We start from the raw sequence: 21,510 nt of genomic DNA, 5'->3' as shown, positions 1-21,510 counted from the left end.
CTATATAGATTTATGGATTTCCAGCCAACTGATGGCAAACGGAGCGAATTAGCAGCGCTTGCGTCCCAGCGTTCATATCGCCTTCGACCTTGCCGCCGCCAATGTGTACGGCCTTCGGCATGCCGGGATAGTACTCGCCTGGCTTGACCTGAGCGACGTTAGGCGCTGTCGGAGAATGAGCAAGCTCACGGGAAAAGCCACCGTCAGCGCGCAGCAGTCTTCGCATATTCGTGAGTGTAATCTGGATGATTTCGCGCAGCTCTTCCTCTGGGATCGACAGCTTCATATACGAAAGCAAGTGAATCGGATTGCGGATATAACACATATCCGCTGCTTCCTCCTGCCTTAGCGCTATAAGGATGCTTTGGTAAATCAGATCTTCGCGCGGCAGTGGAATCCCGAAGTGATCATAAAAAATGTGCAGCTTGAACGTCCCCGATATCCGCACATAGTAGGAACCTTCGCCCCATAGTCCGGTATGCGGGTCCTGCTTTTCGGCAAAGAAGTCAAACGCCGTCTTCGCGTAAGCCCCCCTGCGCTCCTCCGGTTCTACCTGCCGCACGTACACGCTGGAGGTAGACAGACGGTCGCAGCCACGCCAGCTGTTCACGAGCGGCACCGACTGCAGCCATGCCAGATAGCTTTGCGGTGAGTCCATATAAGCCGGCGCTTGCTGTGCCTCATAGGGCAGCGGATACAGCGGCTGCCCGCCGAGTTTCCTTAGCGCGTTACGGCTGTAGGAGATGGCCCGCGCCACCATCACTTCATCTTCGCGCATAAGCGGATTCGCATCATAGAAATACCCAGATACAGGGTCCTGCCTTTTCTGAAAAAAGCGTGTAAGCCCCCGCTTCATCTCCGCCGGCAGGCTGCTTAGTAAGCCGAAGCGCTCCATAATATTGAGCGCTTGCGCCGTTGATTCAATGTCTGGGACACCACTGCTGGCGGGCAGCTGTTTAGAACTATTTGCATAATAGAAACCGCCGCTTTCCGCGTCGTACTGTCCCCATAGCCAGTCGTGAAACCCGGCAAACAAACCGTCCATGTCCGCAAGAAGCTCACGGATCTCTTCGATATGCTTAGACATCTGCATGTTGGAATCCTTTCTTTTACCCTTTAATGGAACCGATCATCGCGCCTTTCGCAAAATGCTTTTGCAAAAATGGATAAACAACAAGGATTGGTAATGTCGCTACAACGATAACCGCCATCTTGATGGACTGAGCCGGAGGCGGCGTCACGCTGTCGAGATCCACGCTATGATCCATTCCGCTTGCGAGAACGACAATTTGTCTTAGTAGTACCTGAATCGGCCACATCGCGCTCTCATTCAGATAAAGAATTGCGCTCAGGTAGGTATTCCAGTACGTTACGGCATAGAAGAGGGAAATCGTAGCAATCGCCGGCATCGACAAAGGCAAGACAATGCGGAACAAAATGCCGAAGTCGCTGCAGCCATCGATTTTCGCCGACTCTTCCAGACCTTCCGGGATGTTTTGGAAAAAGTTTTTCAAAATAATCAAGTTAAACGCTGAAACAGCCGATGGTAAAATTAAAGCCATATAAGAGTCGATCATCCCTAATTCTTTTACAACCAGGAACGTTGGCACTAAACCGCCGTGGAACAACATTGTGAACACAACCATGAACATGATCACTTTGCGGCCATCCACATCTCTGCGGGACAAGCCGTACGCCATGAGTGCTGTGATGAACATCGAAATGATCGTTCCGAGCAGCGTCGTCCAGATGGAAACGCCCATCGCTTTAAAAATCGTATTCGTCGAAAAAATAAACCGGTAAGCCTCAATGCTCCATTCCGTTGGAATAATGACGAACTTCTTCGCCGCCATCTCCGCGCTGGTCGTAAAGGATCCCGCCACGACATGCACAAAAGGAATCACGGTAATCAAACCAATAATCGTTAAGAGCAAATAGTTAATGATGCTAAACATTCGCCCGGCTAATGTTCTATCCTCTACCATGGTGCAGCCCTCCTGCCTTTCTTTGCCTTTCTTTGCCTTGCTTAGTACACGCCTTCTTCGCCCATTTTCTTCGCAATGCGGTTGACAATCATCACCAGTACAAGTCCGATAAACGATTTGAATAATCCGATCGCTGCGCTGTAGCTGAATTGGCCTTGTTTTAAACCCGCTGTATATACATAAGTATCAATGATCTCCGCAACATTTCGGTTCATAGAGTTAAGCAGCAAGTACACATGTTCAAAACCGAGTTCGAGAACCGCACCAATTTTCAAAATTAACAAAACAATAATGACACTGCGCAATGCCGGAAGCGTAATGTGCCACATTTGGCGCAAACGTCCTGCACCGTCCATACGTGCCGCCTCATACAATCCAGGATCAATAGAGGCAATCGCCGCCAGATAAATGATCGTCCCCCAGCCGGCTTCCCGCCAGATGACTTGAAGAATGTACATCGGTCTAAACCATTCCGGTGCCAAAAGGAAATTGATTTTCTCAAAACCGAAATATTCAATAATGTCGTTAATAATCCCGCCGTCCATCGTCAACATAACGAAAGAGATCGAAACGATGATGACCCAAGACATAAAGTGCGGCAAATAGACGATCGTTTGAAACGTTTTCTTAAAAAATTCCCCTCTCACCTCATTGAGCATCAAGGCCATGATAATCGGGATCGGGAAGTAAAACAGGATGTTCATCACAAATAAAATTAACGTATTGCTCAAAATATTTAAGAAATCAGGCTCTGTAAACAACCGCTGAAAATGTTCAAAACCTACCCATTCGCTCCCGCTAACCCCTTTGAACGGCTTATAGTTCTGGAACGAGATGATCAATCCATACATCGGGACATATTTAAACACGATAAAATATAAAATACCCGGCAGCAGCATGACATAAATCCATTTGTTCCTCCATAGCCGCCTGCCTAACTCACTGCTCTGATGTTTCCTTTCCACCACACTTTGCACAGCATGTACGTCCTGCATAATTCTCTTCCTTTCCCGATGTTTCCTAAAAACGAGAAGACTGCCCCTGATGATCAGCAGCCTCCCCGATTAGAAACCAGTATGATTTCCTTGTTTCCAGTCCACGGCTTATTTTTTGTATAAAGCGTTGTACTCTTCGATGATTTTGTTGCCTCCGCGGTTTTTCCAGTCCTCGATGGCCTTATCGAATCCAGCCTTATCAATGCTGCCGTAGATGTATTTGTTCGTTGCATCTTTGATAACGTCTTGGAGTTGAACGCCTTTTTCCAAGTTTGTTTTGGAGTCAAGCGCTGCCACAGGGTCTTGTACAGCGAATTTCAGATTCGCAATTTTCTGCTCATCCGCTTTGCCTTGAGCAGGGATCGTTGGAATACCGAGCAGTCTTCCTGATGTATCTTCATCACCGATGGCTGCGTCAGTGAACGGCTTCACTTCACGTGTCCATTTCTCTTCATCCAGCTTTTTCGCTTTGCCGTCGATTACACTGTAGTTAACATCTTTGATACCCCAGTTTGCTAGGTTCGCTACTTCAGGCGTCATCATTTTGTCGAAGAAGGCGAGGACTTTTCTCAGCTCAGCTTCGTTTTTGATTGCAGATTTCGGGAATAGCACAACGTTCGCGTAACCTGGGAGCGCCCATGCAGCGAATTTGCCGTCAGGTCCTGCTACCATGCTGTGTACGTCTACCACGGCTGTTGGCACGTTTTTGACCAGATCCTTATTCAGGGAAGAAACGTCTGTCATAGCTCCGATGTACATCCCTGCCGTACCGTTCGTGAACAGCTTTTGTTGGTCGGTTTTACTTGTTGCTGCGAAGTCTTTATTCATCAAGCCTTCGTCGCGCAGCTTTTTGAAGTAATCCATCGACTTCACATATTCAGGGAACATGAACTCCGGTTGCAGCTTGCCGTCTTTCACGCCCCAGTTGTTCGGAACGCCTAGCCAAGTTGCTGCTGTTTTGAAAGCACCGTAGATGAGATCGTTACGGTCTGTTAGGCCGATGGTGTCCTTTTTGCCATTGCCATCAGGGTCTTGCTCTGTGAAGGCTTTTGCCATCGCGTACAGCTCATCCATGTTAGACGGTGGCTTCAAGCCCAGCTTATCGGCCCAGTCTTTGCGGTAGATAAGACCTTGGCGGGCGATGTCTACGCCACGATAAAGCGTGTATAGCTTGCCGTCTACTTTTGTATTGTCATTCGTTGTGGACTTCAGCTTGCTCAAGTTCGGGAAGTCTTTGAGCAGCGGTCCGATTTCCCAGAATTGGCCGTCGCGGATGGCGGATTTCATTTGAATGAAAGTCGCTTGGTTTTTCAAGTACGTCACTTGCGGCAGTGCACCGGTCGCGAACGTTGTGTTTAGCTTCTCCTCGTACGTATCAGCAGGGAAAAATTGATAGGTCAGCTTCGTGTTTGTTAATTTTTCGAGTTCTTTGATGATTGTATCTGGTGGCGTTTGTGCTGTGTTCAGTGGCGCCATAATGGTGATCGAGGCTGGCGTTGTATCGGCCGTTGCTTTTGGTGCTGCTGTTGTACCGGCTGCTGCCGTCGTAGCTGCAGGAGTGGCCTTGCCTCCGTCTGAGCAGGCTGCAAGTGCAAAGCTAGATACGAGCAGAATGCCGAGCGGTATCGAGACGAAATTTCTCTTCATATTTTTTAGACCTCCGTGAATTGTTTGTTTGCTACAAATTCCACGTTACAAGGTCTTATGTAGGTACCGAAATAATCATTTACTCATTTCGACCTGGTTCTTCTAGGATGTGAGATGATGATTATTGGGGAGGGAGATGATTATTGGCCCTCAGGTACAGCTTCCCACTGGAGTAGTAGGATGTGGGTGCGGGCACGGAGTTGCGGTGGTTGGATGGAGTGAATATGGTGGGGATGGATGCAGGAGGTCAAAGTGAATGTGGATGTAGGCGCGAGTGGGGGATGCGGTTTGGGTGTTAAGTAGCTAGATGGGGGAATTGATGGGGCTGAATACAGCAGATTAAGGTGGGTGTGGGTGCAGGAACGAGTGGGGGACGCGGTGGCAAAACACATCCTGCAAAAAGTGCAGCTAAATCGGCGGAAATCATTGATTTTCCCTCCAATCATGCAAAAAGTGCAGCTAAATTGGCGTTTTCCACCTATTTCGGGTAAAAGACAATGAATTACATGTACTTTTTGCATGTTCATCTCTAGAAACGGGCAAGACGAGGCAAATTGCTGCACTTTTTGCAGTTTGTGGGGTTGGTCGAGACGCCCTTGAGCGTGAGCGAGGCTCCCCTTCTGGTGTTACGCGTGTTTTAAGACGTTAACTGCAACTAGCAGCTCATTCCCCACACTATAGCGTCGAAAAACAACGTTACAGGTGGGATTTGATTAGAGGCAAGGGGGGCCCTACCAAGTTAAGCTTGTTTTACGATGTTAACTGCAACTAGCGGCTCATTCCCCACACTTTAGCGTCGAAAACCAACGTTACAGATGAGGTTGGGCTAGGGGCGGCAATCCTCTGCCAGTGTTACGCTTGTTTTAAGACGTTAACTGCAACTAGCGGCTCATTCCCCACACTTTAGCGTCGAAAACCAACGTTACAGAAATAGTGGCGCGGAGAGGATTTTTCGGTTGCTAGCTGGGGTTAGTGGGATTGGGGTGAATTTCCGGCACGAGACGGCCTCTAAGGCTCGCTCAGCCGGAGTCCGCGGGTTCCACCGCCATGAGACGGCCCTTTCGGCACTCTCGCAGGAGATTCGGTGCATTTACACCGAATTTCCCCCACGAGACTGCCTTTAAGGCTCGCTCAGCCGGAGTCCACGGGTTCCACCGCCGTGAGACGGCCCTTTCGGCACTCTCGCAGGAGGTTCGGCTCACTTTCGCCGGATTTCCCCCACGAGACGCCCTCGGCACTCCCGCCAGCTCACTTCTTCACATATGCCTCATTATATTCGCCAATAATCTGGTCGCCGCCGCTACGCTTCCAGCGCTCAATCTCCTGCAAGAAAGCAGCTTTATCGAGTTTCCCCAGCATATAATTGTACGTCGCGTCGGAGATGATTTTGTACAACTCGACGCCACGCTCGTCGTAGGTTTTCGACTCTAACCCTAGCGTCGGGTCCTTAACGATATATTTCTCGTTATCCAAGCTGAGCTTATCCGCCAGTTGTGACAGGGACTCGCTCTCCGCGACCTGCTTCACCTGCGGGTTGTTCAAGTCCGCGATCATGAGCGCATACAGCGCATTCACTTCGTTCACGCGAATCTTGGATGTCTCCTCCAGCAGCTGGACTTTGTCCCCAATGGTGGTGTAGTGACGTCCCTCCAATCCATACTTCATCAGGTTGGCGACATCTTTATCCATCGACCGGTCAAAAAATTGCAGCACCTGCTTCAATTCCGCCTCCGTGCGAATCGCTTTTTTGGAGAACAGGTACAGCGCGCTGTAGTTCGGAATCGACCAGATCTTGAATCCCGTAGGGCCTTCGATATGATTCACGAGAGTGAATTTGGCCGAAGGATTCACAAGCTGCACTTCGTCCGAAAGGCGCTGCACATCCTGCATGCTCCCAATATAGACGCCCGCAATGCCACGAATCAGCTTATCACGCTGCACTTCTTTACTAGTGACCGCAAAATCCGAGTTAATGAGCTTTTCGTCGTACAGCTTTTTCATGAAATTCATCGTATCCACATAAGCCTGCGTTTCAAACTCCGGCACCAGCTTTCCATTCGCAACGCCCCAGTTATTCGGAGTGCCGAAGTAGGAGCTCAGCGTTTTGAAAGCGCCAAAAACCAAGTCATTTCGGTCCGTCAGCCCGATGGTATCATCCTTGCCGTTGCGATCGGGATCGCCATACGTGAAAGCTTTTAACACTTGATACAGCTCATCAACCGTAGTAGGCTTAGCCAGCTTCACATTGTTCAGCCAGTCCTCGCGAATAATAATCCCTTGCCGGGAGGACGGCCGCTCGGTATACAAGCCATAGATCTTTCCATCGACAGCCGCCTGTCCCAAAATCTCCTTATTCAACTGCTTCAAATTCGGATAAGCCGACAAATACGGTCCGATATCCCAAAAGGCGCCGGAGCGAATCGAATTTTTCATCAACATGTAGTCCGTATATTTCACATAGGTTGCTTTTTTTAGCGAGTTCGTGGTGAGGGCTGTGTTCATTTTATCGGTGTATATGCCATCCGGAACCCAATTCAATTCCAGCTTCGTATTCGTAAGCTTTTCGATCTCCTGAACAAGTTCGGGGATAGGCGGATGTGGAAAATGAAGCGGTGCCATAATCGAAATGACAGGGCGATCACTGCTCGCCTCATTGGCTCCCGTAGTGCTTCCTTTCGTGCAACCACTGATCAAAACAACCATCAGCAGACCAAAGATAAAGAGACGACCGCGCTTAAAACCTTTCATGTTTACCTGTGTGTTCATGATCCTTCCCCCTTGATGCAGCAGCGTTTTGCGGTCATAATCAGAGAAAATGATTATCCGCCAGACAGATGATTATTGCTCTTAACGACAGACTTGACTACAATACATAGATACAGAACTTAGATACAGAATTGATCATCCTAAGATAAGGTGTTGGCTGCGATGCCCAATTTAAGTTTTCTCAGCAAAATGACCATGTTCGGGTTCTTGCTCAGCACGCTCCCGGTTATTTTTATCGGCGCTTTTGCCTTCATGACCTCGTCGAATGAGATCCAAAAAAATGTCAACGAAGGAAAAATGCAGTTAATCACCCAAATCAACTCCAATGTAGAGCAGAAATTAACGACTGTCAACCATACACTTAATCAGGTCGTCAACTCCACCGTGCTCAAGAAGGCGATGGATATGCCTCTAACTGTAAACGATTTCATGATGTATGACGATTTGCGCAGCGAAATCCGGTATATGCAATCTTTTGACACGAAGCTGGAAGATGTCATCTTGATCAATGCCCGCGAGAACTGGATGATTAAGAACTCGGGGTTGTACCGTTTTGACGGCTACCCCTTTTACGATAAATTGCTGAATCTGATGAACACGCAGGAGAACAGCACCTGGATTTTGAACCCGTCGAAGTGGTTTTTTACGGAGGAAAATGCTCGGAGTGTAACCTGCGATTACAGCATCTCACTGGTCAAAAAGCTGCCAACCACCGGTCTGGAGAAGTACGGCTTGGCGATGGCCAACATTCCAGCCTGTTCCCTGCAGGATTTGATTCAAAGCGATACCAAACATCTGGAAGATATTCTGATTATGGACGAGCACAATCAAATTCTCATGCATCCGGATGCCAGTCTGATTGGTAAACCTATTGCCGAGGCCGGCCTGAAGGATCTAAGCCATCTAACGGCGCCTACAGGTCAGTTCACGGCGGATATCAACGACAAGAGCTATTCCGTGAGCTATCTGCACTCGAACTTGAATAACTGGACTTATTTGTCCCTAACTTCCATCGACAGTTTGACCAAGGAATCGCGTAAAATCGGTGTCTACACCATCTACGTCTGTATTCTGATGCTGCTTCTGTCCATGCTGCTCGCTTGGCTCGGTTCACGCAAAATGTATTCGCCCATCCAGCTCCTGCTCAATCAAATCGGGGGCCTCGTTACCGTGAATCAGAAGCGAAAGGCTAACGAGTTCCAGATGATCAGCGAGCACGTCCATACGTTGTTCCAATCCAAGTCCCAGCTGGAACGTGAGGTTCACCAGCATATTGGCCAGGTGCGGACCTTCTTCTTGATCAAAGCTTTCCAGGGGCATATCAAAACGAGCGAACTGCCCGATAAATTAGCCCAATTTGGCTATACGAAACATATGGACGAATGGAAAACGATGTCCGTTATTACCCTGCAGATCGACTCCATCGACAATACCCGTTATGAAAAAAGGGACATGGAGCTGCTGCTTTTCGCCGCGCACAATATGATTGAGGAGCTTATTCCTTCCGACCAGCGGCTCGCTCCGGTCATTATCGATCAGACGGTGGTGACCTTGATTGGAAGTCCAGACAGCGAAGCTGCCGCTTTCCGCAATAAAGTTTACGCTTTGACGGAGCAGATGCAGCAGCACATTTTCAGCTACCTGAATCTGCATGTCAGCATCGGGATGAGCCTTCCCATCCATGCTTTTTCGCAAATGTCGATCGCCTACAAAGAAGGACTTGAAGCTCTGAAGCATCGGATCAAGCTCGGCGAAGGGATCATCATTCAGTACGAGAATATAAATTCGGGCAAACATTTCTTGAATCTGAACTATCCGAAGCCGCTCGAAAATGAATTGATGGACGCCATCAAGGTTGCTGAAAAGGATAAGTCCAAAGAGCTGCTGCGACAGCTCCTGCAAGCTGTATTCGCCGCTCCGCTTTCACCACAGGAATATCAGATTCCGCTGGCTAGGCTGCTTAACAACCTGCTGATGGTGATGCAGGAATCCGGCATTTCCTTGAATCAGATTCATCCGAACAAGGGCTCGCTTTTCGAAGAGCTATTGAATTTGCATATGACGGCGGAAATCGAAGACTGGTTCTGGACAGAGGTCATCCACCCGCTGATTCGCATCTACCGTGACCGACAGGATGCGCAGTATCACAATATTTCAGAGAAAATTATCGATCTTGTGCAAAAATATTACGATACCGACCTCACGCTGGAGGACTGTGCATCCAGACTGCATTACAATGCGAATTATTTAAGCAGCATTTTCCGCAAAGAGACGAATTGCTCCTTCAGCGATTATTTGTCCGCCTACCGGTTCAACATGGCGAAGAAATGGCTGTCGGAGACGGATATGCCTATCAAGGATATCTCATCCAAGCTGCGTTATAACAATTCGCAAAACTTCATCCGGTCCTTCCGCAAGCAAGAGGGTATTACCCCGGGGCAATACCGCGATAAGCAAAAAGAGGGCGCTGCTCTTTAACCCGAGCAGCACCCAACGCCAAAAGCCTCCGGAGCCACCAAGCATCGTTGGTGGTTTCGGAGGCTTTTGCCTCTTCGTTAAACTAGGTGAGCTAGCTGGCTGTCCAGCTTTCTACTCGCTTGGATCTACAGCTGCCTTTAGCGCGGCACGGTTGTTCCATAAGAACGAAACAACGCTGTTGCGTTCCTCAAAGAACGCTTCTTTTTCATCCAAGTAGTCTTTACCGCGACCATGTACGCTGAAACGATCATCGTTGTAGTTCATCAGCGTCCACTGCCCCCCACGCTTGTTATCAGCGAACACAAGGTATAGTTTCTGGCCCGAAGGATCCCACTTCGCATACGACGAAAAGTTGTCCAAAATCAAGCCAATGTCATCCTTCTTTTTAATTTGCATGATCTTATCTCCTTTTCATTTTGATTTAGGCATATTTAGTAGAACAGGAACATAGTAAACGAGAATGCATGAAAATGTTGTCGGACTGTGTGGATGGCTCATGGGAACCTTTGTCGAATGGCAAACTTTCTGGCATTTCGTGAGAATGCCGGCCCTGAAAAAGTAAAAAAGCCGAGGACATTACGTCCTCTGGCTCATCATTCTTGTATTGCCCAGCTCCGCTTGGGGCTAACCACACAAAAGCCTACAGCCCCGCCGCCGCATAAACCTTATCAAAGCCCGCTTTGGAACGCTGCACCAAACTCTCCGGGGAATCCGTCGGAGGCGTGGCCGTCAAAATCTCCTGCGAAACAGCGCCTTTATAGCCGATTTTCGCCAAACCTTGCAGGAAGCCTGCCAAGTCGATCACACCTTCGCCTGGATACACACGTCCGTTATCCAGCACTTCCTCCACCGGAACGTCCGGCGCGTCGTTGATGTGGACGTGGACGATCTGCTCAGGGCGCAGCTTCTCGATGTCGGCTACCGTTAACCCGTTCGTGTACCAGTGGTACGCATCGAACAGCAAACCGACGTTGCTCTCGCCGATCGCATCAATCCAATCCAGCGTCTCTTCGAGCGTCCAGATGAACGGATGTTTCCAGCGTGTGCGCAGGTGATGCGGCCCCACGAACTCTAGGCCAAGACGGATGCCGTATGCGCCTAGGATTTGCGCGCAAGTGCGCAATCTGCGCGTGGCCAGCGCCATGAAATGCGCAGCATTCAGATCCGTCGATGGCAGAACGTACGTGCAGCAGCTCGTACAGCCAAGCGCTGCAGCCGCTGCAGCTGCTTGAGTCAGCTTCGGCAGGTCCGCGCGGAAGCGCTCCTCAGACCCGCGCCATTCCACCGGTAGACCGATGGAGCCAATAACGAGGCCATGCTTGTTCAGCAGCTCGCGCGCTCCGTCCGTGCTGTGGCTCTCTACTAAGGCGAGCGCGTCGATATCGACGGCTGCAAAGCCGTATTTTGCCGCTAGCTCGATGAACTGCTCATTGCTCTCCAGCTTGCCAAGTCCTGCTCCCGTTAACCCTCTAAGCATCGTGTTTCCCTCCCGAATTAGATGTCCCAGTTTAGTTTAACTTCATTCCCTGTGCGGGAAGATTCATAGATTGCATCAAGAATTAAATTGTTCGTGTAGCCGGATAAAACGGATGTAATCGGTTGTTTGCCTTCCCGAATGCACGTTAGGAAATGTCTGCTTAGACGCAGGCGCTCCCCTTCGTCATTTTCAGGCTTTTTCAAATCGGTCTCGATAGCCCGATTGAACTTCTCTGTCAGCAGTTTGCCGGATGCTCCTTTATAACTTGCACCGCCGTCAGAGCCCATCAGATGAATGAACGGCGTGTTATCCGTATCCATATGAACCGCCCAGCTCACTTCCAACGTCAATGTGCTGCCGTCTTCCATGCGGATAAGGGCCGTGGCCAAATCTTCCACATCATACGTGCCGTTCCAGTTTGGCGTCCCCCACGTACCAATCCCCTTCTTGCGAGGACCGAATTCGGCATAAGTAGCGCCAAAGACGGAGACAGGTTTCGGATTGCCCATCAGGTAGAGCGCAAGATCCAACATGTGAACCCCAATATCAATCAACGGGCCGCCGCCCGATTCGTTCATTTTCGTAAACCATGTGCCCCAGCCCGGAATCCCTTTGCGGCGGAACCAGCCTGTTTTGGCTGTGTAAATTTTACCAAGCTCACCTGCTTCAACCTGCTCTTTGATCAGCTGCGGGACAGCTTCCCAGCGCATTTGGTGGCCGATCATGACCACTTTATCCGAAGCCTCGCTGGCTTTCAGAATCTGCTTAGCTGCTGCGGCATTAATGCCCATCGGCTTTTCAATCAGCACGTGCTTGCCGGCTTCAATAGCTTGTACAGCAAGGGAAGCATGATGCTGGTTAGGCACACCAATAATGACAGCGTCTACATTACTGCTTTGAATAAGCTCTTCCGGGCTAGCCGCTACGTGAGCAATGCCGTATTCTTGAGCTTTTGCTTGTGCTAGAGGCAAATAGGCGTCTGTAATCTCCGTAATTTCACAGGAATCCGCCAATTTCGAAAACTCGCGTATATGCACGCCGCCGATGTTACCGGCACCAATAATACCAATTCTAATTTTATTGCTTCCCACGTTCTGTTCCTCCTCATAAGTACATCCTGTACGACCTGCTTTTATGATAAAATAAAGGCAGTAGAAAAACGTACCTATATTTCGGAAAACGTCCCATTTCTTCGAAGGAGATTAGCTGAGTATGACGTATTTTCCCGACTATTTGAAAACGTACCCAAACATGCACTCATCCTTCCCTTTTCATATCAGCAAAAATACGCTGGGGCACGGCTTTCGCGCACATCGTCACGATTTCCTCGAGTTATCCTATGTCATTGAGGGCACCGGGTCGGAAAGCATTAATGATGTCAATCATGAGATGAGGACGGGCACTTTCACGTTCGTGCTGCCTTATCAGGTGCATGAAATTTTTACGGACCCCGGACAAAAGCTGGTATTGTATAACTGCATGTTCAGCATGGATTTGTTGATGGAATCAGGGAGCGATCCCGGTCTGTCGGGGCTTTTGGGTGAGATGACGGCCTTGCCTGCCTATGTCCAGCTGCATGGACAAGATCAGCAGCAGATGCTCGCTCTCCTTGAGGAGATGTATCAGGAATATAACGGCACCGAACGATACAGACAGACACTTTTAAAAGGCAAGCTAAAAGAAATTCTCATCCGCTTCGACCGCCATCGTTGGAAGCAAGCTCCCTTGGCGGAGGCAGCAGCAATCCCACTTCACGGTGCGAAGACGCATCACTCCGTTTGGCCTATCATTCATTATATTCATCGTAACTATCAGGAGGAGCTGGCCTTATCGTTCCTCGCTGCGAAGTTCGCGATGAGCGCCTCGCGGATCTCTGAGGTGATCAAGCAGACGACTGGCCAAACGTTCGTCCACTTCCTCCACGACCTGCGCTTGCGTCATGCTTGCAGCCTGCTCGTGTCCACAGAGATGAGCGTAACGGAAATTGCGCACGAGGTTGGTTACGGCTCGTACAAAACGTTCTCCCGCATTTTCCGGGAAAGCAAAGGCATCGTGCCCAAAGATTATCGCAAGGCGGAGCATCATCGCCGGGTAACGTGAGCTAACGGATAGGGAGCTGTCCCAGTTAGGCCGAAAATGGTCTATCTTCTCCTCCAAGCGATTATACTTAACATAGTATATTTGAAGTGCGAGGAGAGTGCTGATCTTGTCCAATGCGTTTGTAGCACGTTCTTTGGAAGAAGTGCGATTCTGGTCCCGAATTATGAAGGAACATTCCCTTTTTCTGAAGCTGGGTTTCCGCTGCGAAGATACGCAACTCATTCAGGAAGCGAATCAATTTTACAGTATTTTTGAGCAAATTGAAGCTAAAGCCCATTCGTATACCGAAGCGACTGATCCCTCGCAAATCCAGCGTTTTAACTTGGAAGCACACGCAGCAGCAACGCACATTTGGGCTTTTAAAAGAAAAGTTCTTGGACTAATCATTCAATGTAAACTGCCAGGAGGCAATAACTTTCCCTTACTCGTTGATCATACAAGCCGAGAAGCCAACTATTTCAGGAATCGGCTGGAGGAATTAAACACTGGAAGACTGGATCCGCTGCCCGATGCGGTTATTCATGAAAATGTTTTCTTCCTGCGCATTATGGCGGATCATGCCAAATTCATCGGGCATCTGCTCGACCCGTCAGAGCGTCAATTAGTCGAGCAAGCGCGCAATTTCAGCCATGATTTCGATCAGCTGTTGTTTCAAGCTATCGACTTGAGCGGCTTGAAGCCGCAATCACAGACAGAGCCGCTTCTGGACCAATTCCTGGATCAGAACCGCGTTTCCGTCGTCTCGCTCCGCGACTTCAAGAAGACGGCCAGAGATTTGATCGAGGCCTGTAAAATCAAAAGCATCATCCATCCGCTGCTCGCGGACCATGTGTTTCGGGAGGCCGAGAGGTTTTTGTTCATCATTGATGCTTTTGAAGTGGCGCTCACGGGGAAACAACCCGGTGCCTAAAATAATAAGGCCGCCATGGAAGGTATGTATACCTTTCCTTGGCGGCCTTTTGAATTTGGCGCGAGAGGGGCGAATGGGAACTATGGGCCTCTATTTCCGTCGAATTAGCTTCTTTTCCGATCAAAGGGAACTGTGATCCTCTATTTCTCAATAATCAGGCCAGTTGGCTGTTTATCAGCTGAAATAAGATCCTCCAGTTCCCCTAAACTGTGAAACCCGGTTCATCCGGCTGAAATAACGCCCTGTAGTTCCCTCCCTCACACACGTTCGAACGTTACTCATCCACCACCCACAAGATCCTCTCCGAAATAAACCGCCACGCATCAGGCCATACTACTCCAGTCACCTATGCTATTTATATATTCCTTGACAGGAATATTCCTAACAAAGTATATTTAAAACATGAAGTCGACTATTGAGCTTCGACCGCTTGGACGCTTATTTGCAAGAACTGCAAAACAAAGAAAGAAATTCGGAGGACAAGCCTTAGGCTGTCGCAGCAAGACTGCCGTGGGTCCCGCTTCGAAGTAGAAGGGAGACCCGACCCGCTTTTCTGCCACTCTTACAGATCGATACTATTTTAAACTTATGGAGGTACTCACTCATGTCCGAAACGACAAACGCCCGCTCGTTAGTTATTACACGCACGTTCAACGCTCCTCGCGAGCTCGTCTTCCAATGTTGGACGAAGCCCGAACATCTAAGTCACTGGTGGGGACCGACAGGGATGCAACTGGAAGTATCCACGTGTGATGTTCGCCCCGGCGGCATGTTCCATTTCAGCATGAAATCCCCTGACGGCTTTCAAATGTGGGGCAAATTTGTATATAGCGAGGTTTCCCCTTCGGATAAACTCGTCTACACGAACTCGTTCTCCGATGCGGACGCGAACACGATCCGTGCTCCGTTCAGCCCGGTTTTCCCACTTGAAATTTTGAATATCGTAACCTTCGAAGAGCAAGATGGTAAAACCGTTGTCACAATTAGCGGTGGCCCTGTTAACCCAACCGAAGAAGAAGCTGCTTTCTACACGTCTATGATTGAGAACATGGAACAAGGCTTTGGCGGTACCTTCAATCAACTCGACGAGTACTTGGCGAAACTTGCTTAATTCCCCATGCACCGGCTCACCTGAGCCGGTGTTTTCTTTTACCTACACCGCCGCCTGCCCTTTTACCAACCATCCCCTCCTCCTGGAATGTCCGCCAGACGTCACAAAAAAGCTCATCTCAACCGAATAATATAAGTAAGCCGCGTATTTTCGGCAGCATTCGACTGAACCCAAAGGAGACTACCTCATGTTTCGTTATAAAATCATGAAACCCGGTGCGGCGCTTCTGCTGACAGCTGCACTTTTTGCCGGCGCTTCGCCCGCGTCCGCACTATACTCCCCTTCGGTGAACGCCGTTACCAAGCAAGTAACCGCTCAAGGCAAAACCTATAACGTAAATGTCGTTACGGTCGACTTGACCGACCCGACCTTGGAACTCGCTCCCGCCTTGGCTGACGGAGGAATTGGACATGACGCTCCATTACAAGCAATCGCCGAGCGCGAAGGGGCCGTTGCCGCGATTAACGGCACATTTTTCAACGCCTATGAGTCCAACCCCTACATTCGCTACCCGAACGGGACGATGGTAGAAGCCGGTGAAGCTCTTCACTCCGGGGAAAATCAGACCTTTATTCTGAATCGGGATAAAGTGCCGGATATTCAGTTCGTGGACCTCGACATCGCCGTACGTGTCAGTGAAGGCAACGGGACTTACACCATTAACCCTTGGGGGGTTAACAAGTATTACGGTGAAAGCAGCACCGATCAAGTGATCTGGTATACCCCGGACTTTGGCAGCTGGATCAACTTCCCGAACGGGACCAAGGTCGTCATCGAAGATGGGCTCATCACTCGCATCACGAACGATTCCGTGCAGGTTCCTGCCGGCGGTTACGTCCTGTTTGTCGGCAACAGCGCCAACAACCGGCAGCACATCCTGCCGAATCTAGACGTCGGCGATCGCGTCACGAAAGAGCTGCTGGCCAAAGGCGAAGGCGGAAGCTCTCTGAACGCCAAGTCGTGGCTCGCGGCGATCGGGGTCGGGCCGAAGCTAGTCACCGGCGGCGCTGTCGATCTCGACGTCACGCGAGATGGCTTCTCCGATCCGAAGGTGACGCAATCCCTTGCTGCGCGCAGCTTCATCGGCATCGACGGGTCTGATCGTCTCGTGATGGGCACCGTGCCGAGCGCAACGCTATCCCAGCTCGCCGCCATCACCCTTCAGCTTGGACTGAAGGATGCCATGAATATGGACGGCGGGTCCAGCTCCGGTCTGTACGCCAACGGCACCATGCTGACCTATCCCGGCCGCGAGCTGAGCAACGCGCTCGTCGTGCGTAAGATGGACAAGCCGAAGGTGCAAATCGACATCAACGGTCAGCCTGAGTATGACTATAGCGGCTTCATCGTCAATGAGACGACCGTTGTTCCGATCCGCCCCTTCATCACCGCAATGAATGCCGGTTTTCAGTGGGATGCCGCAACCCGAACGGCTACTATTACGAGCGGAGGCGTGACGATGAAGCTGAAGGACGGGAGCTCCTCAGCGACGGTGAACGGCAAGTCGGTCTCCGTGCCGGTCCCGCTCCAGATTATGGGGGACAGCCGCATGTACGTCCCACTCCGTCTCGTTGCGGAGTCACTGAATAGCAAAGTGGACTGGAACAGCAGCTTATACAGGGCATCCGTTCGCCTGCCATAATGATGGCACTATAATCATCTTAAGACCTGAGGGCAAACAACCCTCAGGTCTTTTCCGTCCTCACCACGTTTAACCCTTCTCAATCAGGCAAAAATAGGAAAGATCACTGAGATGCTACAAAATCGGGGGAACTTTCGAATGTTGGAAAAAGGCCAAATATCAAGCAGACAATTCGGGGTACTTTTATGCCTTTATACGATTGGAAACGCGATTATTTACTCGCCACCCCAACTCATTTTCTTGGCCAAACAGGATGCCTGGCTATCGATCATCGTTGGATTACTCGCCAGCATGCTCCTCATCGTTTTCTACTGCACGCTCGGCGGAAAATTTCCTAACCTGAATTTCGCTCAATACAGCGAGCAGATTTTAGGCCGCTTCTTCGGAAAGTTGGCGGCCTTGGCCGCATTATCTTTTGTCTATATCAGCACCTTGTACCCTTTGTGGGGGATTAGCGATTTTCTCGCAACAAGAATGCTGTCCAAAACGCCTATTGAAGTCATCATCTCCATTACGGTCATCATGATAGCCTTCAGCGTCATTCTGGGGCTCGAAACCATTAGCCGTGTTAGTGAAATTCTGTTTCCATGGACCTTGTTGTTTTTATTTCTTGTCATTTTGATGCTGATTCCACAGATGAAGCCCACCAATTTTCTCCCAGTTCTGGAAGAAGGAATTAAGCCGACCATTCGAGGCAGCGTCCAATTTCTCAGTTTTCCGCTCACAGCCGTTTTCAACTTTCTCATGCTGCTGCCTTATGTCAATAATGTCAGTAAAGCGAAGAAAGCTTATTATCTAGGAACAGTTATCGGCGGTACCGTGATATGGATCGTGACGATGACGAATATTGCCGTTTTAGGTGTTTCTTTAGCTTTGGGAAGCATCTATCCGACTTATGATATGGCGCAAAAAATCAATATTGGCGATTTTCTACAGCGCGCCGAAGCCATTATTGCGATTATCTGGTTTGTCACGCAATATTTTTATACGGTCATTAACTTTTATATTACGACACTCATTCTAGCCCAAATACTAGGTTTAAAAGAATACCGCCCGCTTGTGCTCCCGATTGGCGTTATTTCAGTCCCTTTAGCTAATGTTTTAATCCCCAATATCCCTTACTCCTTCACTTTCACGAACAAAATTTGGCCCGCTTACGCACTCACCGTCACCCTGCTGCTTCCGCTGCTCATGCTGCTGATTGCCAAGCTGCGCCACCTGCCGAAACAAACTAAAAAGCCGTAGACATAATCCCGTCTCCAGCTCTTGCATCAACTCATCATCTTCTGCAGAAGTTCGCCCATAGGCTTAAACACATACGTAATGTACGCTAATGGGCTTCGCAGATGCGCGCCCAAAGCTTTCGCTGCGCAAAGCGACGTGCCAAGCGCAAGCAGCACAGAAAACGACCACAGCTCCTTCTTCAGATGCTTTCGCCTCATTCTAGGGACCTCAATGAGCACGATGGCAGCAACCGCAAGGAAGATGAAAGGAAGAAGTGCCATGGGTCAACTACTCCTTTGTCTTTTTCTTTAATTCTTCAATGAAAGAGCTGCTTACTTTCCCTGTTCGACGCAGTTTGGCATCCACTTGTACGATCACCTCTGATTTTACAAAATAACTCGGCCAGTCCGATTTCATCTGTTTCCAAGAACCAGGGTCTGATCTGTGCAGAATTTCACCGAAGCCGAAAATGTCCGCTTCAAGCTTTTGCGCTTTGGAAACCGCGACCTGCAAGCTTTCCTTCAACTTTTTCTCCATGACCTGTTCCAACAGATAAATCGACTCTGATTTTGTTAAATCAATGCTTCCCTCGACCTCACCGATATCCCCTTCCAGCTGTAATTTGACGGTAAATACCGGTTTGCCTTCTTTCATGCTTGCCGTTACTTTGGATTTTGTTCTTAAAATATGGATAGCCGCTTCTCCGCCATCAGGCAACAGCACATTTCCAACGGTGCTTTTCACATTTCCGCTTATGTAATTATAGCCTTTGCTCTCTTGCTCATTCAGCCAACCAACTAATCGGTCCCCGCGAAAAACACCCAACTGGGTAAAGACCAATCCGACAGGAGCATCCGTCATCTTCAGCTTATTATTTTTGTTGAGGACGGCTAATTCCCCATTGGATTTAAGCCCTGTCAAGACAGGTTCTTTACCTAGAGCAACCAGATTGGCCACAAATTCATCTACATGCACGGCAATCGTAGGCGCCCAAAGGTTCTGGGAGGTTTTTAAGGAGGAATACAGCTTATTCGCCGGAATTTTCTCCGTTGGAGTCAATGTGCTTAATATCTCTTTAGCCTGTACGTCCTTGGCAATCGCAACGAAATAATCAGGACGCATTTGCTCATTACGCATAAAGAAATCTAACACGTCCCTCACCCCTTCCCTTGCCAGCTCCTCACCAATCACTAGCATTCGCAAATGGGAAAGGTATAGCTCCCTGGGGGCATGGCTCGTCATCTTGCGAAGAGCTTCGTATAAAGTGGGAGATACGACATGGAAATTCGTAACGGATGTCCCGCGCTCCGAAGATGAGTCCATCCCGATTTCGCCGACATTCGCCACTTGGGCGCTTAATTCAATTTGGTTATCATGTTTATCTATGCCAAGTGCCATCACAAAGGAGAGCTGATTTAATTCCTGTCGGTTCCAACACCCCGTCGTTATGCTTAATAGAAGGATGATCAGGAGAGTAACCCTTATCTTCTTGCACATCAGGAAAACCCTCCCTTCTTATTTCGAACTAATCGATTGGCTTCCTAGGCTTACTATCTTTAATGCGAGTCCGATTAGTCTCTTTACCGATTAAAGATGGCCGGCGGTGCATAGCCCAGAGCGGCAAGCGAAAGATCGCATCCTTCTGGTCTGCTGCATGAAAGGGACCAAAGGGGGACATGTAGGGAACTCCGAATGAGCGAAGGCTGCACAAATGAAACAAGATGCACATACAACCTAAGAAGATGCCATAGATGCCAAAGGAAGCCGCAATAAACATTAACAGATACCGCAGCAGGCGAAGCGGAAAACTGATAGAGTAGGCGGGCATGACGAAGCTTGCTATAGCTGTGATCGAAACAACGATGACCATCGCCGCAGATACCAGACCCGCTTGAACGGCGGCTTGTCCAAGCACCAAGGCCCCCACAATGGAAATGGCGGAGCCGACCATCCTCGGCATGCGAATTCCGGCTTCACGCAAAATTTCAAACGCTGTTTCCATCAACAGCGCTTCAATAAAAGCCGGGAACGGAACCCCTTCCCGCTGTGTTGCCAGACTGAGCAGCAGTGTAGTTGGAAGCATCTCTTGATGATAGGTGGTCACGGCAATATAAACTGATGGTGTCAAGAGAGAGATCAGCATCGCCACATAACGCAGCATCCGTATGACGCCAAAGTCCGATCGTTGGTAGTAATCTTCTGCGGACTGCAGAAATTGAGTGAAAATAACGGGGACTAACAGAACAAACGGTGAGCCGTCCACCAGAATTGCAACACGCCCCTCTAACATGCCTGCAGCAATCGTATCCGGCCGTTCAGAGTTATAGATCGTTGGAAAAGGACTGAACGTTTCGTCCTGTATTAGTTCTTCAATTTGACCCGTATCCATAATGGCATCGATGTCAATCCGCTGAATGCGGTTCCTGACTTCGTCCACAACTTTGTCATCCGCAATCCCTTTGATATACATGAAGGCAACATCTGTTTTGGATATCCGCCCGACGCGGAGGTTCTCCATTCGAAGCGAAGGATGCTTGATTCTCCGGCGGATGAGTGACGTATTGGTACGCAGCGTTTCTGTGAAGCTTTCGCGAGGCCCCCGAACGACAGCTTCCACATTGGATTCTGTAATTCCGCGTGACTCCCATCCTCTTGTGCTGACGATGAGCCCTAGGCGGCAGTTATCCAGCATGATAGCGGTATCACCGGATAGGATCGCATCGTAAAGATCCTCCATCAGCTCGGTTTTCCTCACGCCGCCTAACGAAATAATATATCGTTCCAGGGCACCTGGAAGATCTGTTATCAAGCTTCCATCCGCGTTCCGAAAGTCCCCTGTGAACAGCATAAGAGATTCTAATAATTCATGAATCGAAGTATGGTCGGCCAATCCGTCCGTGAAAACAATGGCAATCGGCAGCTCGCCCGATCGTCCGATGCCGAGCTCTCTAATTATAATGTCGCTGCTTTCCCCCAGAATCTCGACAAGCTGCGCTATATTTTCAGGCAGATGAGGGGTTAGCGATGGAGCGGCAGTCGTAGACATAGGATCACCCTGTTTTTGGTTTAGCTATTTGTACCGTTCCCTTATTTTGGATGTATTATGTATCCCATCAAGTCACATTTTTGCTCGCTGATTCATTGAGTTTTCCATCCCATAACGCTTATAATAAAA

General features: G+C 49.3%; 18 protein-coding genes. 7 read left to right on the top strand and 11 right to left on the bottom strand.

The window, feature by feature from the left end; all coding sequences use genetic code 11:
- Positions 1-10: 10 nt before the first annotated feature.
- The 4 genes from RQP52_RS16350 to RQP52_RS16335 all read right to left on the bottom strand — a co-directional run bounded on the left by RQP52_RS16350 (position 11) and on the right by RQP52_RS16335 (position 4,627).
- Positions 11-1,093: a hypothetical protein gene (locus RQP52_RS16350; RefSeq protein ID WP_315952866.1), complete on the bottom strand. Its 1,083-nt coding sequence runs from the start codon at positions 1,091-1,093 to the stop codon at positions 11-13.
- Positions 1,094-1,109: 16 nt separating this feature from the next.
- On the bottom strand, positions 1,110-1,985 hold the full coding sequence (locus tag RQP52_RS16345) for a carbohydrate ABC transporter permease (protein WP_127458688.1): 876 nt from the start codon (positions 1,983-1,985) through the stop codon (positions 1,110-1,112).
- 41 nt (positions 1,986-2,026) lie between these two features.
- A complete protein-coding gene (locus tag RQP52_RS16340) occupies positions 2,027-2,980 on the bottom strand; it encodes an ABC transporter permease (RefSeq protein WP_315952865.1) in 954 nt (317 codons plus the stop codon).
- A 108-nt stretch (positions 2,981-3,088) separates the two neighbouring features.
- The gene (locus RQP52_RS16335; RefSeq protein ID WP_315952864.1) at positions 3,089-4,627 is read right to left on the bottom strand and encodes an extracellular solute-binding protein; all 1,539 of its coding nucleotides are present in this window, start codon (positions 4,625-4,627) and stop codon (positions 3,089-3,091) included.
- Positions 4,628-4,977: 350 nt separating this feature from the next.
- Between RQP52_RS16335 and RQP52_RS16330 the strand changes: the two genes are divergently transcribed.
- Positions 4,978-5,118, top strand: coding sequence for a hypothetical protein (locus RQP52_RS16330; RefSeq protein ID WP_315952863.1), 141 nt, complete (start codon positions 4,978-4,980; stop codon positions 5,116-5,118).
- 757 nt (positions 5,119-5,875) lie between these two features.
- Here the strand turns inward: RQP52_RS16330 and RQP52_RS16325 are convergent.
- Positions 5,876-7,393: an extracellular solute-binding protein gene (locus tag RQP52_RS16325; protein WP_315952861.1), complete on the bottom strand. Its 1,518-nt coding sequence runs from the start codon at positions 7,391-7,393 to the stop codon at positions 5,876-5,878.
- 162 nt (positions 7,394-7,555) lie between these two features.
- Here RQP52_RS16325 and RQP52_RS16320 point away from each other — a divergent pair, with 162 nt between their 5' ends.
- A complete protein-coding gene (locus RQP52_RS16320; RefSeq protein ID WP_315952860.1) occupies positions 7,556-9,871 on the top strand; it encodes an AraC family transcriptional regulator in 2,316 nt (771 codons plus the stop codon).
- A gap of 111 nt (positions 9,872-9,982) precedes the next feature.
- On the opposite strand, the gene RQP52_RS16315 is transcribed toward RQP52_RS16320, so the two are convergent.
- The 3 genes from RQP52_RS16315 to RQP52_RS16305 form a co-directional block, all read right to left on the bottom strand.
- Positions 9,983-10,267: a hypothetical protein gene (locus RQP52_RS16315; protein ID WP_127456634.1), complete on the bottom strand. Its 285-nt coding sequence runs from the start codon at positions 10,265-10,267 to the stop codon at positions 9,983-9,985.
- Positions 10,268-10,511: 244 nt separating this feature from the next.
- Positions 10,512-11,348, bottom strand: coding sequence for a sugar phosphate isomerase/epimerase family protein (locus tag RQP52_RS16310; protein ID WP_315952859.1), 837 nt, complete (start codon positions 11,346-11,348; stop codon positions 10,512-10,514).
- Between the two features lie 17 nt (positions 11,349-11,365).
- A complete protein-coding gene (locus tag RQP52_RS16305; RefSeq protein WP_315952857.1) occupies positions 11,366-12,439 on the bottom strand; it encodes a Gfo/Idh/MocA family protein in 1,074 nt (357 codons plus the stop codon).
- A gap of 121 nt (positions 12,440-12,560) precedes the next feature.
- Between RQP52_RS16305 and RQP52_RS16300 the strand changes: the two genes are divergently transcribed.
- The 5 genes from RQP52_RS16300 to RQP52_RS16280 all read left to right on the top strand — a co-directional run bounded on the left by RQP52_RS16300 (position 12,561) and on the right by RQP52_RS16280 (position 18,356).
- Complete coding sequence (locus tag RQP52_RS16300) at positions 12,561-13,448, top strand: AraC family transcriptional regulator (protein ID WP_315952855.1); 888 nt, start codon at positions 12,561-12,563, stop codon at positions 13,446-13,448.
- Between the two features lie 106 nt (positions 13,449-13,554).
- Positions 13,555-14,358 carry a DUF2935 domain-containing protein gene (locus RQP52_RS16295; protein WP_315952852.1) on the top strand — a complete coding sequence of 268 codons (804 nt, stop codon included), beginning with the start codon at positions 13,555-13,557 and terminating at the stop codon, positions 14,356-14,358.
- A gap of 604 nt (positions 14,359-14,962) precedes the next feature.
- A complete protein-coding gene (locus tag RQP52_RS16290) occupies positions 14,963-15,469 on the top strand; it encodes an SRPBCC family protein (RefSeq protein WP_127456639.1) in 507 nt (168 codons plus the stop codon).
- A gap of 187 nt (positions 15,470-15,656) precedes the next feature.
- Positions 15,657-17,111 (top strand): stalk domain-containing protein, encoded by a 1,455-nt coding sequence (locus tag RQP52_RS16285; RefSeq protein ID WP_315952850.1) that lies wholly within the window; start codon positions 15,657-15,659, stop codon positions 17,109-17,111.
- A gap of 138 nt (positions 17,112-17,249) precedes the next feature.
- Positions 17,250-18,356 carry a GerAB/ArcD/ProY family transporter gene (locus RQP52_RS16280; RefSeq protein ID WP_315952848.1) on the top strand — a complete coding sequence of 369 codons (1,107 nt, stop codon included), beginning with the start codon at positions 17,250-17,252 and terminating at the stop codon, positions 18,354-18,356.
- Positions 18,357-18,382: 26 nt separating this feature from the next.
- On the opposite strand, the gene RQP52_RS16275 is transcribed toward RQP52_RS16280, so the two are convergent.
- Genes RQP52_RS16275 through RQP52_RS16265 form a run of 3 tightly spaced genes read right to left on the bottom strand, consistent with a single transcriptional unit; the run spans position 18,383 to position 21,381 of the window.
- On the bottom strand, positions 18,383-18,616 hold the full coding sequence (locus RQP52_RS16275; protein ID WP_315952846.1) for a hypothetical protein: 234 nt from the start codon (positions 18,614-18,616) through the stop codon (positions 18,383-18,385).
- Positions 18,617-18,623: 7 nt separating this feature from the next.
- A complete protein-coding gene (locus RQP52_RS16270) occupies positions 18,624-19,832 on the bottom strand; it encodes a Ger(x)C family spore germination protein (RefSeq protein WP_315952845.1) in 1,209 nt (402 codons plus the stop codon).
- 28 nt (positions 19,833-19,860) lie between these two features.
- A complete protein-coding gene (locus tag RQP52_RS16265) occupies positions 19,861-21,381 on the bottom strand; it encodes a spore germination protein (protein WP_315952843.1) in 1,521 nt (506 codons plus the stop codon).
- Between the last annotated feature and the right edge of the window lie 129 nt (positions 21,382-21,510).

It is taken from the genome of Paenibacillus violae, from assembly GCF_032461945.1.
In the GTDB taxonomy this organism is placed as follows: domain Bacteria; phylum Bacillota; class Bacilli; order Paenibacillales; family NBRC-103111; genus Paenibacillus_E; species Paenibacillus_E violae.
This window is presented reverse-complemented; position numbering and strand designations above follow the sequence as displayed.

What these genes read in the sequence shown, in the direction of transcription:
- RQP52_RS16270 (WP_315952845.1), bottom strand. Translation starts at nt 19,832, where the DNA reads ATGTGCAAGAAGATAAGGGTTACTCTCCTGATCATCCTTCTATTAAGC.
- RQP52_RS16265 (WP_315952843.1), bottom strand. Translation starts at nt 21,381, where the DNA reads ATGTCTACGACTGCCGCTCCATCGCTAACCCCTCATCTGCCTGAAAAT.
- RQP52_RS16275 (WP_315952846.1), bottom strand. Translation starts at nt 18,616, where the DNA reads ATGGCACTTCTTCCTTTCATCTTCCTTGCGGTTGCTGCCATCGTGCTC.
- RQP52_RS16315 (WP_127456634.1), bottom strand. Translation starts at nt 10,267, where the DNA reads ATGCAAATTAAAAAGAAGGATGACATTGGCTTGATTTTGGACAACTTT.
- RQP52_RS16285 (WP_315952850.1), top strand. Translation starts at nt 15,657, where the DNA reads ATGTTTCGTTATAAAATCATGAAACCCGGTGCGGCGCTTCTGCTGACA.
- RQP52_RS16340 (WP_315952865.1), bottom strand. Translation starts at nt 2,980, where the DNA reads ATGCAGGACGTACATGCTGTGCAAAGTGTGGTGGAAAGGAAACATCAG.
- RQP52_RS16325 (WP_315952861.1), bottom strand. Translation starts at nt 7,393, where the DNA reads ATGAACACACAGGTAAACATGAAAGGTTTTAAGCGCGGTCGTCTCTTT.
- RQP52_RS16350 (WP_315952866.1), bottom strand. Translation starts at nt 1,093, where the DNA reads ATGCAGATGTCTAAGCATATCGAAGAGATCCGTGAGCTTCTTGCGGAC.
- RQP52_RS16335 (WP_315952864.1), bottom strand. Translation starts at nt 4,627, where the DNA reads ATGAAGAGAAATTTCGTCTCGATACCGCTCGGCATTCTGCTCGTATCT.
- RQP52_RS16320 (WP_315952860.1), top strand. Translation starts at nt 7,556, where the DNA reads ATGCCCAATTTAAGTTTTCTCAGCAAAATGACCATGTTCGGGTTCTTG.
- RQP52_RS16280 (WP_315952848.1), top strand. Translation starts at nt 17,250, where the DNA reads ATGTTGGAAAAAGGCCAAATATCAAGCAGACAATTCGGGGTACTTTTA.
- RQP52_RS16300 (WP_315952855.1), top strand. Translation starts at nt 12,561, where the DNA reads ATGACGTATTTTCCCGACTATTTGAAAACGTACCCAAACATGCACTCA.
- RQP52_RS16345 (WP_127458688.1), bottom strand. Translation starts at nt 1,985, where the DNA reads ATGGTAGAGGATAGAACATTAGCCGGGCGAATGTTTAGCATCATTAAC.
- RQP52_RS16310 (WP_315952859.1), bottom strand. Translation starts at nt 11,348, where the DNA reads ATGCTTAGAGGGTTAACGGGAGCAGGACTTGGCAAGCTGGAGAGCAAT.
- RQP52_RS16290 (WP_127456639.1), top strand. Translation starts at nt 14,963, where the DNA reads ATGTCCGAAACGACAAACGCCCGCTCGTTAGTTATTACACGCACGTTC.